This is a genomic window from Halobellus sp. (assembly GCF_042218505.1).
Taxonomy (GTDB): domain Archaea; phylum Halobacteriota; class Halobacteria; order Halobacteriales; family Haloferacaceae; genus Haloquadratum.
Window position 1 is genome coordinate 55,144 of sequence record NZ_JBDGQZ010000005.1, and the last position, 12,068, is coordinate 67,211.

At 64.1% G+C, this 12,068-nt stretch carries 14 protein-coding genes; 10 read left to right on the forward strand and 4 right to left on the reverse strand.

Going from position 1 to position 12,068, the window contains the following annotated elements:
• The first annotated feature begins 1 nt into the window (after nucleotide 1).
• Nucleotides 2-328, forward strand: a complete 327-nt coding sequence (locus ABEI27_RS01165) for a hypothetical protein (RefSeq protein WP_375797585.1) — start codon at nucleotides 2-4, stop codon at nucleotides 326-328.
• Between the two features lie 312 nt (nucleotides 329-640).
• Here ABEI27_RS01165 and ABEI27_RS01170 read toward each other — a convergent pair whose 3' ends face one another.
• Nucleotides 641-2,008 (reverse strand): GTP-binding protein, encoded by a 1,368-nt coding sequence (locus tag ABEI27_RS01170; RefSeq protein ID WP_375797586.1) that lies wholly within the window; start codon nucleotides 2,006-2,008, stop codon nucleotides 641-643.
• A gap of 136 nt (nucleotides 2,009-2,144) precedes the next feature.
• On the opposite strand from ABEI27_RS01170, the gene ABEI27_RS01175 reads away from it, so the two are divergent.
• From ABEI27_RS01175 to ABEI27_RS01185, 3 genes are all read left to right on the forward strand, one after another.
• Nucleotides 2,145-2,441 carry a hypothetical protein gene (locus ABEI27_RS01175; protein ID WP_375797587.1) on the forward strand — a complete coding sequence of 99 codons (297 nt, stop codon included), beginning with the start codon at nucleotides 2,145-2,147 and terminating at the stop codon, nucleotides 2,439-2,441.
• 2 nt (nucleotides 2,442-2,443) lie between these two features.
• Nucleotides 2,444-3,424, forward strand: a complete 981-nt coding sequence (locus ABEI27_RS01180) for an ArsA family ATPase (RefSeq protein WP_375797588.1) — start codon at nucleotides 2,444-2,446, stop codon at nucleotides 3,422-3,424.
• 172 nt (nucleotides 3,425-3,596) lie between these two features.
• Nucleotides 3,597-5,408 carry a carbon starvation protein A gene (locus ABEI27_RS01185; protein WP_375797589.1) on the forward strand — a complete coding sequence of 604 codons (1,812 nt, stop codon included), beginning with the start codon at nucleotides 3,597-3,599 and terminating at the stop codon, nucleotides 5,406-5,408.
• An 87-nt stretch (nucleotides 5,409-5,495) separates the two neighbouring features.
• On the opposite strand, the gene ABEI27_RS01190 is transcribed toward ABEI27_RS01185, so the two are convergent.
• Nucleotides 5,496-6,143 (reverse strand): hypothetical protein, encoded by a 648-nt coding sequence (locus tag ABEI27_RS01190; RefSeq protein WP_375797590.1) that lies wholly within the window; start codon nucleotides 6,141-6,143, stop codon nucleotides 5,496-5,498.
• Complete coding sequence (locus ABEI27_RS01195) at nucleotides 6,143-6,517, reverse strand: cupin domain-containing protein (RefSeq protein ID WP_375797591.1); 375 nt, start codon at nucleotides 6,515-6,517, stop codon at nucleotides 6,143-6,145. The genes ABEI27_RS01190 and ABEI27_RS01195 overlap by 1 nt, the downstream gene beginning before the upstream one ends.
• Nucleotides 6,518-6,651: 134 nt before the next feature.
• Here ABEI27_RS01195 and ABEI27_RS01200 point away from each other — a divergent pair, with 134 nt between their 5' ends.
• The 6 genes from ABEI27_RS01200 to ABEI27_RS01225 all read left to right on the forward strand — a co-directional run bounded on the left by ABEI27_RS01200 (nucleotide 6,652) and on the right by ABEI27_RS01225 (nucleotide 10,368).
• Nucleotides 6,652-6,822, forward strand: coding sequence for a hypothetical protein (locus ABEI27_RS01200; RefSeq protein ID WP_375797592.1), 171 nt, complete (start codon nucleotides 6,652-6,654; stop codon nucleotides 6,820-6,822).
• 156 nt (nucleotides 6,823-6,978) lie between these two features.
• Nucleotides 6,979-7,665, forward strand: a complete 687-nt coding sequence (locus ABEI27_RS01205) for a DUF5828 family protein (protein WP_375797593.1) — start codon at nucleotides 6,979-6,981, stop codon at nucleotides 7,663-7,665.
• Between the two features lie 63 nt (nucleotides 7,666-7,728).
• Complete coding sequence (locus ABEI27_RS01210) at nucleotides 7,729-7,968, forward strand: hypothetical protein (protein WP_089765359.1); 240 nt, start codon at nucleotides 7,729-7,731, stop codon at nucleotides 7,966-7,968.
• A 67-nt stretch (nucleotides 7,969-8,035) separates the two neighbouring features.
• On the forward strand, nucleotides 8,036-8,416 hold the full coding sequence (locus tag ABEI27_RS01215; protein WP_375797594.1) for a helix-turn-helix domain-containing protein: 381 nt from the start codon (nucleotides 8,036-8,038) through the stop codon (nucleotides 8,414-8,416).
• Nucleotides 8,417-8,494: 78 nt separating this feature from the next.
• Nucleotides 8,495-9,760, forward strand: coding sequence for a threonine synthase (gene thrC, locus ABEI27_RS01220; protein ID WP_375797595.1), 1,266 nt, complete (start codon nucleotides 8,495-8,497; stop codon nucleotides 9,758-9,760).
• Between the two features lie 233 nt (nucleotides 9,761-9,993).
• Entirely contained in the window at nucleotides 9,994-10,368 is a 375-nt protein-coding gene (locus ABEI27_RS01225) for a hypothetical protein (RefSeq protein WP_375797596.1), read from the forward strand.
• A 17-nt stretch (nucleotides 10,369-10,385) separates the two neighbouring features.
• Here the strand turns inward: ABEI27_RS01225 and serA are convergent, their stop codons facing one another.
• Nucleotides 10,386-11,987, reverse strand: coding sequence for a phosphoglycerate dehydrogenase (gene serA / locus ABEI27_RS01230; protein WP_375797597.1), 1,602 nt, complete (start codon nucleotides 11,985-11,987; stop codon nucleotides 10,386-10,388).
• Between the last annotated feature and the right edge of the window lie 81 nt (nucleotides 11,988-12,068).

Consider the following 12,068-nt stretch of genomic DNA (forward strand, 5'->3'; position numbering starts at 1 on the left):
TGTGCCGGTCCGCAACCGCCAGGGTGAACCCGTCGATCCCATCCCGTTTGCCGTTATCGCGAGCGTCGCGTGGCTTCTGTGCCTCTCGTTCGGCCCGCTGTATCTGGACGCCTTCTCCGTTCCGTGGGCGCGAGGGGTTCTCGTCTCGGTCGCAGTGGCGGTGGGGATGACCGTGTGGGCGTACCGGCGGTTCATCTGGACAGTCGACCCGACGGTCCGCCGCGAACTCTCGGTGGGGCTCCGATTCCGTCAGATCTGCTACGGAGCGATCATCTTCGGCGTCGTCTTGCTGCTCCTGACCGTGTTTGCCGTCGCGAACGGCGGCTGACGCGCCTGTGTGCGAGTCGCGGACGAACGAGGCGGAACTTTGTACGTCAGGATCGTTGACGACAGATATGGGACTACTTGGTACGCTTAAGGACGCTTTCGAGGCCTCGACGGAATCGGCCAACCGAGGCAGTGGAACGAGTGAGGCCCGGGGCTCCTACTGGTGTCACGACTGCGCTGAACGGACTCCCGCTGCCGACGTCACCGGTGATGTGACACCGTCGTGTCCCGAGTGCGGCGACGAGATGGAACTAGAACGATCGCCCAGTTCGACGGGCTGTGCCTGTTGACCGCTCGCAACTGACCACCGCTGTTACGCTGTCGGATCGCTGAGTACGTAGTCGTCTCCCGGTTCGGTCGGATACCGATTGAGTCCATCAAACTCAGCCCAGTCGCGCTCGAACTCCTCGTCAGTGAGTAGTGCATCGTCGAGTCGAGACCGCAGCGCGTCTTCGTCGACGTCTTGCCCGATGAACACCAGGCCGATCCGACGGTCTCCCCAGGTGTCGTCCCACTCGAATCCGAGATCCGATCGGTTGTCGCGGTAACTCCTCTGCTCGAACTCCGGCAGACTCGCAATCCAGCGTCCAGTCGCCTCGACGGCGGCGGAGTCGCCCGCCTGACCGAACGTCAGGTGGGCCGTCTCTCGCCCGGCGATCCAGAGGTGGCCTTTCGATCGCAGCACCGAGTCCGGGAGCGCTCCGAGCACGTCGGCGATCCGCCCGGGGTGGAACGGTCGCCGTCGACGGTAGGTGAACGAGTCGATTCCGTACTCCTCCTCGGGGTGAGTATGTTCGTGTGCGTGCTCTGTGTCGTCATAGTCGCTGTCTCCGCGCCCCTCGTTGTGACCGCCGTGGCCGTGTTCGCTCTCTTCGTGGTCGCCGTGTGCGCGTTCGACCGCTGTCTCGTTCACGGCCTCGTCCGCGTTGCTCCCGTGGTTTTCGTCATCGCTCGTTGCGGCCTCCAGCGCGCGCCTCCATCCCGCGTTCTCCGCTGCCGCCCCGAGGTCGAACAGCGCCACTCCGAGAATCGAATCGATCTCGACGTCTCCGTAGGTCGCCCGGAAGATCTGTGCGTCCGGACGCAACGTCCGAACGACGCCCTCGACCCGGGCTAACTCCGTGTCGTCCACGAGGTCGGTCTTGTTCAACACGACTGCGTCCGCGAACTCGACTTGTTCGACCAGGAGGTCCGACAGCGGCCGTCGCTCGCCCTCTGCAACGGTCTTTGACGGCGCCTCCGCGGAACTGAACGTATCGGCGAACAGCCGACTGTCGACGACGGCGACGACGGCGTCGACTTTGTACCGCGCCGCCGCGGACGACCCGCCAGTGAAGAGACGCGCGACGGAAGCCGGTTCGCTGATTCCAGAGGGTTCGACGACGAGGTGATCGAAGGACCGCTCTCTGGCCAGTCGTACTACGGCCGTCTCCAAGTCGTCTCGGAGTTCACAGCAGATACAGCCGTTCGACAGTTCCGTGACGCCGCCCTGCTCGACCGAGAGATCCGACGCCTCGTCCACGAGGTCGGCGTCGACGTTCAGATCCCCCATATCGTTCACCAACACGGCGACGTCGCGGTCGGTCACGCCCGCTAGGATCCGGTTGAGTAGCGTCGTTTTCCCGGCGCCGAGGCTCCCGCTGAGAACCGTCACCGGTATCTGATCCGACGACATCGACATACCGCGTATGATCGCTGCCGTCACTTGAACGTGCGGGCGGCCGGCGCATCTCTGTCGGGTGTCCGTATGGCGCTCTCCCCGACGTCTCGGCCCCCCAGGGCGATACGCTTTAATCACGGGAGCCATATCCCGTGCTATGTCGCTGGCTGAACGGATCGAACGGTTCAGAGCGCGCCTCGAAGAGTGGGTCCGTGGTCTCTATCACGGGATGATTTCTCACCCAGCATACGAGAAAATCGAAAAGGAGGCCGAGGACCTCGAAGACATCTTTATGCTCGCGTGCTTCCCGGAAGCGTTCGGGATTCCCTCCCCGGTGTCGTACTACACCGCCGAGTTGCTGCCCTTCCTCGAAGACGAGTTCGAGGCCTGGGAACGACGGATGTGGGGCCGGGGGTCGCTTCTCGAACGAAAAGGTCAGCAGTACCACTTCTAACGATGCGAAAACACGTGTTCTTCGGCGGCAAAGGCGGAGTGGGCAAGACCACTGTTTCTTCGGCGTACGCGTTGCGGTGTGCTCGCGCCGACCTCAGGACGCTGATCGTCTCGACCGACCCGGCACACAGCACATCGGACGTCTTCGATCAGCAGTTCGACGACGATCCGTCGTCAGTCAAAGGACTCGACGGCCTCGACGCGATGGAGATCGACCCAGAATCCGAAACCGAACGACACCTGATGGAGACGAAGCGAGCGATGAGCGATCAGGTCAGCGCGGCGATGGTCAACGAGATCGACCGGCAGATCGAGATGGCCCATCAGACGCCAGGTGCGTACGAGGCCGCGCTGATGGACCGATTCATCGAAGTGATGCGTGAGGCCGACGAGTACGACCGCGTCGTCTTCGACACCTCCCCGACCGGGGGCACCCTTCGACTGCTCTCCCTGCCGGATCTGCTCGAGGGATGGATCGACCGCCTCGCACACAAGCGGGAGCGCGCGATCGAACTCTACGAACGGGCGGCGATCGGGAACAACGAACCGCGCCGGGTGATGGACGGCGATCCGATTCTCGATCGGCTCCGTACCCGGAAAGAGCGCTTCGAGTTCGCGGGTGATCGGCTCAGGAACGACGCCGCCTTCTTCCTCGTCGTCAACCCCGACGAACTCTCGCTTCGAGAGACGCGCCGGGCGGTCGAGGAACTCTACTCGTACGACCTCGATGTCCGCGGACTGGCCGTCAATCGGCTCACGCCCGAACCGGAGAGCCACGAAGAGGGACGTGGCGCGACGTTCCTTCGTGACCGCGTCGCCACCGAACGCGACCACCTCGAAACCCTTCACGACTCGTTTGGGCCACCGGTCGTCGCCGAAATTACCACTCGGGTTTCAGAGGTGAAGGGGAGTATTCTCGAAACTGTCGCCAGTGAACTCGACATCGAGGTGCGGCCTGGTCCCGTTTCGTCGTCCGCAGAGTGACCCTGGGCAGGTAATCCCACATATGATCAGGTGTCGTTGCCGTCGAGTTCGGTCGGCACGCGCTGACCCCGGCGAAGTCTACGGCTTTTCTTTTGTCCCCGTCACAAAATAGGGAATCTATCGTTAACATTATACGTGAATATTTCACAATTGTCCGTTGGGTACTAACAATATGGTTCAGGTGCTATGGCTGGTCATAGCGGTGCTCGCGCTGTTCAGTATCGGATACCTCGGATACTCGAAATATCTTGCGCAGTTCGTCGATCTCGACGACGACCGCGAGACGCCAGCTCATAAGTACGAGGACGGACAGGAGTACGTTCCATCCAAGAAGCCAGTCCTCCTCGGACACCACTACTCGAGCATTGCAGGGGGTGCTCCCATCGTCGGTCCGATCACCGCGGGAGTGCTCTGGGGCTGGGCGCCGGCACTTCTGTGGATCGCAATCGGGAACCCGCTGATGGGGGCCGTCCACGACTTCTCCGCGCTGTCGGCCAGTCTCCGACACGAAGGGAAGTCGATCGGCTACATCATCGGCGAGTACGTTGGCGAGCGCGGGAAGAATATGCTGCTGTGGTTCGCGTTCCTGACGATCATCCTCGTCGTGGCCGTGTTCGCTCTCGTCGTGGCGATCGTCTTCAACGCCTTCCCGCAGGCGGCGACCGCGAGTCTGATATACATCGGGCTCGCGATTCTGCTCGGCGCGTGGCTGTATCAGTTCGATCTTCCTTTCCTCGCCGGGACGGGACTCTTCGTGGCAATGATGTTCGCGGGTGTCTGGGTCGGGATCCAGTTCCCGCTCGCGCTGGTGCCGGGCGGTGAGTACCCGGCAGGGACAATCGTGCTCCTCGGCTCCGGTATCTCGTCGTGGCTCCCCGCCGCAGGCGCCTTCGGTGCAAACACCGCGGCGTGGATCCCAGTCATTCTGGTCTACGGAGCGGTCGCGAGCGCCCTCCCGGTGTGGGTTCTCCTCCAACCGCGGGATTACCTCTCGTCGTTCCTCCTGTACACCGGCGTCGGCGGCGCGCTCCTGGCTGTCATCGTCGGGACGGTCTTCGCGACGTCGAGTCAACCACTCGTGACCAACCTCGAACCGTTCTACGGCTTTACGGCCCGCAACGGTAACCCGCTGTTCCCGCTGCTGTTCATCACGATCGCCTGCGGGACGATCAGCGGGTTCCACTCGCTGGTCTCCTCGGGAACGACCGCAAAGCAACTGAATCAAGAAACCGACGCTCGCGCAATCGGCTACGGCGGGATGCTCGGTGAAGGGCTGCTCGCGACGGTTGCGCTCATCACCGTCGCGCTCGTCGCGCCCGACGTGGGTGGCGGCATTGGCCTCGCGCTTCCGACGTTCGCGAGCGGTGGGGCGGTCCTGCTCACGAGCTTCGGTATCCCGACCTCCTTCGGTGGGCCGTTTATGGCGCTCGTGCTCGTGAGTTTCCTCCTCACGTCGACTGACACTGCGGTCCGCCTCGGTCGCTATATGATGGAGGAGATCGTCGAGACGCCAGAGACGACGGTCCAGTCGTTCGCGTCGGATCGCTACGGCAACGCCGCCGTCCAGACGATCCCGGCGTACATCCTGATCGCCAGCGGTTCGTGGTCCACGCTCTGGCAGCTCTTCGGTGGCGCTAACCAGCTGCTCGCGGCGCTGGCGCTCCTGACGGCCACGGTCTGGCTGGCGAACTGGGACGACTCGAAGCAGCTTCTCAGCACGGGGGCCCCGATGGCCGTGATGGTGGCGATCACCATCTCCGGTCTGCTGTGGCTCGCGTTCAAGACCAACCTCTACGACAAGTTCCTCAACGCCCAGTGGATGGCGGAGGCGACGGTCGTCCAGATGCTCTCTGCGGCGACGCAGATCGCCCTCGCCCTGGTGCTCGTGTATCTCGGGCTCTCGCTGGTCAAGTTGGGATACGAGAACATCCAGGCCGTTCGCCGCGGCGAGCAGTCCGGCGGGTTCTCACCGAGCGACGACTGACCCGCGCCTGAACTCTCCGCTTTCACTTCCGCTCGTACGTCCGCTTTTCGAGACCTGACCGGTCCGGGTCTCTTCGCTCCGATTCTCTCAGCCGAGTCGTCGAGCTACCGCTTCTCGGAGTCGGCTCAGTATCGATCGATTATCTCCCGGCGGGACGTCGCGCCACAGCGCGAACGCCTCGGCGGACGCCGCGCTCTCGCTCTTCACTATCGACTCCGCCTCGGGCACGACGACCGCGACGCTGATCTCGTAGTGCCCGTAGTATCCGAATTTGAGCAGCGTTCGGTCTTTGAATCCCTCCACGAACTCCCGAACGTCGTCTGGAAGCGTCTCGGCGATGAGAACGAACGTGAACTCCGTGCCGAAGTGCTCCTCGTCGGGCACGACCCACTCCTCGGAGTCGGCGAGGTCGTGGCCGAACGCCACGAGCCGTTCTAACTCCGCCACGGTTGGTCGACCGGCCCGTCGGGCGAACAGAAACTCCCGGTGCTCGTGGTTCGCGTAGTCTAAGGCGGGGTGAAAAAAGTGCTTCTGGCTCTCCATCCGCAACTCGGCAAACAGTGAAAACCGTTCCCCGCGGACCCGCCTGTCCTGTTCGAGGTCGTAGTTGAACATCAGTCGGTCGGAGACCCGGTCGAGGTACTCGTCCTCCCAGATCGGCACGTCGGACAGGTCGATGTCGCTCCCTTCGGCCGCCTCGACCGGATCGAACGACTCGGTGGATTTATCAGCCATCATTCGGATTCGTATGCGACGGCGTCGCCGCCCACGGCCGGTGCCCCGACCGCGAGCACGACGACGTCCTCGTCGGCGTCGTCGGGGTTGTACGCGCGCTGTGGACTTTCGGGATCGACCGCGAGCAGGCTATCGGCTTCGATTTCGTAGGTCCCGTCGGGCGTCTCGACGGACAGTGTCCCGGACAGCACGTAGAACGCCTCTTCCTGTTCCTCGTGGTAGTGGTACGCAAGCGGCAGTTGCTCGCCCGGTTCCGCGCGGAAGCGGTTGATCGCGACGTTCGAGAGTCCGGCGGCGTCCCCGAGCGCGCGCATCTCACACGGCCGCCCGTCGCTCGGCGGCACGGCGGCTACGTCCACGGTTCGATATCCCATACGGGCCCACTCCACACACAGGCACTAAAGCCGCTCGGGAGCGGCCCGATCTTCCCCTAATTTTAATGCTTTTTAGGCCAACAATCTCTGCAATGCGTACGAACGGTAACACGGAATCTTGCGGTCGATGCTCGATGTCGACCGTCGTGGAGGCCACAGACGTCGACGGCGAGGACCCTTTCGAGGGAGAGCGCATCGAAGTCGACGACGACGCGCTGCGACAAGTCTCACCGGGCGCGTGGCTCGGCGGACTCGCTAGCCGTCTCGACGACGTTGCGACCTCGTTCATCTACGGCGACCGCTGAGTTCGTCTCCGTTGGATTCTGAACGCCACAGGCACAGCCGAACAGCCGACTGTGGTGTTTCTCCCTGGGGTCGATCTCTCGCCATCGGTTGTGAGTACCGATCGCACAGCGCGGAGTAGGTTTTTATACCCTGCCGTCCCTACCTCGGCCGAGACGATGGAAGAGAGCGTCTCCGGATTCAAAGTTCGGGGTAGTTGGGGGGACGTCGTCGAGCACGGCGAGCGCATCACGCGAGCGCTCCGGGATGCGGGCGTCGACGGCGACGCCTTCGAAGAGTGGGACGAGTGGCGGCCGAAGTCCCACGAACGACTCGGCGAAGACGTCAGCCAAAAGACTGCCGTCCAGGCGAGCGTTTCCGAAGGCGAAGGTGAAAAAGCAGGTAAAGATCCTGACGAGGACCTCCAGACCGCAGGTGAGCGACTGTCGGAGTCCTACGAACGCGTCGAAGAAGGAGACAGCGACGGCGCGGTGAAACGGTGGTCCGAGTCGCTGGGCTACGTCGCTCGCGCGGCGGACTCCGCCGGCCGCCGTGCCCTCCGGCGCGTCGAGAACACCGTCTACCAGCGGGTGATGACCCAGTTGGCGCCGTACTACTTCGACAACGAACTCGTCAGTGCTAACATCCAGAAGTCGAGGCGCGGCGAAGGCGAGGTGTCATTCATCTTTGAGGTCAACATCAACGACGACACCCTCAAAACCGAAGTCAGCGATCGTCTCGGCGAGTACGACGACGAGGTGACGCGCTGGCACGTCGACACCCGCAAGCAGACCGAGACCGTCGAAGCCGCCGAGGGCGTCGAACCGCCCGACTCCGAGGAGCGCTCGCGGTCGACGACGAACTGATCCCGGTTCTCGCCGTCCGGCACAATCGCCAACTATCATATTCTCCTGCCCCCATCGTGTAATATGGCCGATCCGCTCCGCATCGAATCCGGCGAGTTGACCGCCACCGAGATTCTCGACGAACTCCGAGAGGGCCGCCGCGTCGTCGTTGAGGCCGAACTGCTCGGCGGGACCCACCAACTCTCGCTCCGACACGACGGCGAGACGTACTACTGCGACACGCCCACGACGCTACACAAACACGACGACGAGGCCGAGATGCGCACCTGTATCGAGAATATGGGATACGGCCGCGCGGAGTGACGAGTTCGGCCTGTGAGTTCCTGCCGACGACCCCGGACTTTAGTCGCGGCGGTGGTGTATAGATGATATGAGCGACGTGCCAGAGATGAGCGACCTCTTGGAGACCGAAAACCCCGGATTCCAACAGGTCCTCGCTTGCGTCTTCGGGATCCAACGACACGAGAGCCGAACGTATCTCACCCTCCTCGACAATCCCGGCAGCACCGTCGCGGAACTCGCAGAGATCCTCGACCGCGACCGGAGCAACGTCAACCGGTCGCTCACCACGCTGATGGAGAAGGGACTCGCCGAGCGCGAGCGACGACTCCTCGACTCGGGGGGGTATATCTATCAGTACACCGGGACTGAACTCCCCGAGGCCAAAGAGATGCTTCACGGCGCGCTCGACGAGTGGGTCGATCGGGTTCATCACAGCATCGACGAGTACGGCGAGGACGAGGTCGCCTGACCCACCCCTGCTGAGGTCTCTTAGATACCGGCACGCGAACCGCCCTCCTTTTCACGACCGAACGCGAGGTTCCTTACGATGAGTCTCGAACTCACTGCGCCGGCGCCCGACGCGCCAGCGGTCGCCGAAGACGGGGTCTGGCTCGCCGACATCGAGACCGGCGAGACGTATGCGCCGTTCGACGAGATCAGGTACACTGGCGAGGACGGCCACTTACTCGAGGTTCGTTACGCCGACCCGCCGACGTTCGAGGATTTCCAGAACGAGGGCCGCGGCGTCTGGCGGTATCACGCCGCGCTGCCGTTCGATGTGGGCGTCAGCCTCCCGGAGGGTGCCACGCCACTCCACGAGGCTCCGCGCCTCCGCGAGGAGATCGGCGTCAACACGCTCCGCGTCAAACACGAAGGGATGAACCCAACGGGGTCGTTCAAAGACCGGGGAATGACCGTCGGCGTCCGCGTCGCGAAGGAACTCGGCGTCGGCCGTCTGGCGTGCGCCTCAACCGGGAACACCTCGGCCGCGCTCGCCGCCTACGGCGCACGCGGGGGGATGGAGACGCTCGTGCTCCTCCCGGCGGGGAAGGTCGCAGCCGGCAAGATTGCACAGGCCGCGCTTCACGACGCGCGGATCCTGGAAGTCGACGGCAACTTCGATGCGTGCCTCGACATCGTCCAGAACCTCGCACAGCGCGGCGAGGTGTATCTTCTCAACTCTCTGAACCCCTTCCGTCTGGAAGGCCAGAAGACGATCGGGCTCGAAATCCTCGAGGAGTTCCGTGACGACTACGGCCGGTTCCCCGACCGGATCGTCCTCCCGGTGGGGAACGCAGGCAACACCTCCGCGCTGTACAAGGCGTTCCGCGAACTCGTCCAGTCCGGCGCGCTCGACCCGGCGGAGGTCCCCAAACTCACTGGCGTCCAGGCCGAGGGGGCCGCCCCGATGGTCGAAGCGATCGAACACGGATGGGAAGACACCGAGCGCTGGGAGAGCGTCGAGACCCGCGCGACGGCGATTCGCATCGGCAACCCGGTCAACGCCCCGAAGGCGCTGCCCGGGATCCGCGGGACCGGCGGCACGGCCGTCGACGTCTCCGACGAGGCGATCACCAAAGCGCAGCGCGACCTCGCCAAGGAGGGCATCGGCGTCGAACCTGCCTCCGCGGCGTCGATCGCTGGGGTGAAGAAACTCCGCGACCGCGGCGTCGTCGACGCCGACGAGGACATCGTCTGTCTCACCACCGGCCACCTGCTGAAGGACCCCGACGCCGCGTACAAGGCCGGCGGCGACCCCGAACCTGTCGCTAACGACACGCAGGCCGTCTTGGAGCACATCGGCGCGAAGTAACGTCGCGTTCGACCCGTCTTCACCTATCCGCGACCCGTCAGTGATTCTGTTTTCGCCGTTTCCGCCCGTCAGGGATCCCACCTTCCCGTCTTCACTCGTTAACGGTCCCGTCTTCTCATTTCTGCCCGCCCGCGACTCGCTTTTCTCGCCGTCCGCCGACACGTTCGGCACCGCTCGCCGTCTGTCGCTCGTCTGACGGGCTTTCTTTGCGGTGTGGACCCGTGTCAGTACGTATGTCGTCCTCCCCCTCCTCGCCCGCCGACAACGATGCGACCACCGCGCCGGGTACCGGCCCGCCGTCGTCGTCGCTGCTCGTCGATCGGATCGCCGAACTCGAACGGGCGACAGAACGCCTCGAAGCGAAGAACGTCCGTCTCCAACACGAGGTCGGACGGTTGGAGCGCTGTCTGGACCGTCGTCGTCGCGAGCGCCAGGACGTCATCGACCGCTACGAACGGCAACTCCGGCAGCGAACGGTGGAACTCGAGCGTGCGACAGAGACAACTCCCGAACCCGAGTCAGAACCGAATGCGGTCGGCGCTCTGCGCGCAGCGGTCGGGGTCGTCGTCGAGCGACTCCGATCCGTGGCGAAACGGATCCGATCGTAGCGCTCGACGTCGGTCGATCACGCTTTGCGGTCGTCTGTGCCGTTGAGCGTGAGATACGTGACGTCGATCATCCGGTCGTCAGCGAGGATCGTCGCGACGACGTCTTCCGGGACGGGATCGTCGAGGTTGTAGACAGTGAGCGCCTCGCCGCCCTCCTCGTCGCGCCGGGCGTTGAACATCCCCGCGATGTTGATGTTGTGGTCGCCGAGCACCGACCCGATGAACCCGATGACGCCGGGTTTGTCGGCGTTGCGGGCGACGAGCATCTTTCCGGTCGGGATCGCATCGACCCGGTAGCCGTCGATCTTGACGATCCGCGGGTCCTCACCGGCGAAGAGCGTCCCACAGACGCTCAGGGAGTTCTCGTCGTTGCCGACCTCGACGGTCACGAGGCTCTGGAAGTCAGCCGACTGAAGCCGCTTGGATTCGGTCACTTCGATCCCACGCTCCTCGGCGATCTGCGGCGCGTTGACCGAGTTGACCTGCCACTCCAGCGGTTCGAAGACGCCCTTCAGCGCGGAGGCGGTGACGAGTTCGATGTCCTCTTCGGCGATGTCGCCCTCGTAGGAGACCTCGACCGTGGAGATCCGGCCGTTGAGCAGTTGCGCGGCGATCTTGCCGGCGGTCTCGGCGAGGCCGATGTACGGACGGATGCGCGGGAAGACGCTCTCGTCCACCGAGGGCGCGTTCAGCGCGTTCATTACCGGTTCGCCCGCGAACGCCGCGTCGATCTGGTCGGCGATGGAGGTGGCGACGTTCTCCTGTGCGGCCTCCGTCGACGCCCCGAGATGCGGCGTGACGACGATCTCGTCGACGTCGAGCAGTGGACTGTTCGGCGAGACCGGTTCGTCCGCGAAGACGTCGACTGCGGCCCCGTCGAGGATACCGTCGTCGACGGCCGCCGCGAGCGCGTCTTCGTCGACGACGCCCCCGCGGGCGCAGTTCACGAGGAAGCCGCCGCCCATCAGTTCGAGTTCCTCGGTCGAGATCATCCCCTCGGTCTCGGGCGTTAGCGGCGTGTGGACGGTCAGGAAATCCGCGGTCTTCAGGCAGGCCTCGAACTCGACGAGTTCGGCACCGAGCCGGCCGGCTCGCTCCTCGCTGATGTACGGGTCGTACGCGACGAGGTCCATCCCGAGTCCGTCGAGGCGTTTGGCGACCTCCTGACCGACGCGGCCGAGGCCGACGATACCGAGCGTCTTTCCGTTGAGTTCGGTCCCGAGGTAGTCACTTTTAGCCCACTCGCCACCCTTGAGCCGGACGTGAGCCTGCGGGATCGATCGCGCGGCGGCGAACGACATCGCGACGGTGTGCTCGGCGGCCGCGCGGACGTTCCCCTCTGGCGCGTTAGCGACGACCACGCCGTACTCCGTGGCGGCGTCGATGTCGATGTTGTCGACGCCGATCCCGGCGCGACCGACGATGACGAGATCACTGGCGGCCTCGAACACCGCCTCGGTGACCTCGGTTCCGGACCGAACGACCAGCGCGTTGGCGTCTGCGACCGCTTCGAGCAGCGCGTCGCCCTCCACGTCGTAGGCCGTCTCTACGTTGTGGCCCGACGAGCGGAGGCGTTCGAGCCCCGCGTCGTCGATCGGGTCCGTAATAAGCACCCTCATATACGAACCCTATCTGGTTTCGGGGGTTAAACGTTTCTTCTCGTCGCCAACAGCTGTTTGCGGTCTGTTACCGACTCTTGT

Bases quoted from the DNA above. Each gene is read 5' to 3' on its own strand.
- ABEI27_RS01170 (WP_375797586.1), bottom strand. From the start codon at position 2,008: ATGTCGATGTCGTCGGATCAGATACCGGTGACGGTTCTCAGCGGGAGC.
- ABEI27_RS01175 (WP_375797587.1), top strand. From the start codon at position 2,145: ATGTCGCTGGCTGAACGGATCGAACGGTTCAGAGCGCGCCTCGAAGAG.
- ABEI27_RS01180 (WP_375797588.1), top strand. From the start codon at position 2,444: ATGCGAAAACACGTGTTCTTCGGCGGCAAAGGCGGAGTGGGCAAGACC.
- ABEI27_RS01185 (WP_375797589.1), top strand. From the start codon at position 3,597: ATGGTTCAGGTGCTATGGCTGGTCATAGCGGTGCTCGCGCTGTTCAGT.
- ABEI27_RS01190 (WP_375797590.1), bottom strand. From the start codon at position 6,143: ATGGCTGATAAATCCACCGAGTCGTTCGATCCGGTCGAGGCGGCCGAA.
- ABEI27_RS01195 (WP_375797591.1), bottom strand. From the start codon at position 6,517: ATGGGATATCGAACCGTGGACGTAGCCGCCGTGCCGCCGAGCGACGGG.
- ABEI27_RS01200 (WP_375797592.1), top strand. From the start codon at position 6,652: ATGTCGACCGTCGTGGAGGCCACAGACGTCGACGGCGAGGACCCTTTC.
- ABEI27_RS01205 (WP_375797593.1), top strand. From the start codon at position 6,979: ATGGAAGAGAGCGTCTCCGGATTCAAAGTTCGGGGTAGTTGGGGGGAC.
- ABEI27_RS01210 (WP_089765359.1), top strand. From the start codon at position 7,729: ATGGCCGATCCGCTCCGCATCGAATCCGGCGAGTTGACCGCCACCGAG.
- ABEI27_RS01215 (WP_375797594.1), top strand. From the start codon at position 8,036: ATGAGCGACGTGCCAGAGATGAGCGACCTCTTGGAGACCGAAAACCCC.
- thrC (WP_375797595.1), top strand. From the start codon at position 8,495: ATGAGTCTCGAACTCACTGCGCCGGCGCCCGACGCGCCAGCGGTCGCC.
- ABEI27_RS01225 (WP_375797596.1), top strand. From the start codon at position 9,994: ATGTCGTCCTCCCCCTCCTCGCCCGCCGACAACGATGCGACCACCGCG.
- serA (WP_375797597.1), bottom strand. From the start codon at position 11,987: ATGAGGGTGCTTATTACGGACCCGATCGACGACGCGGGGCTCGAACGC.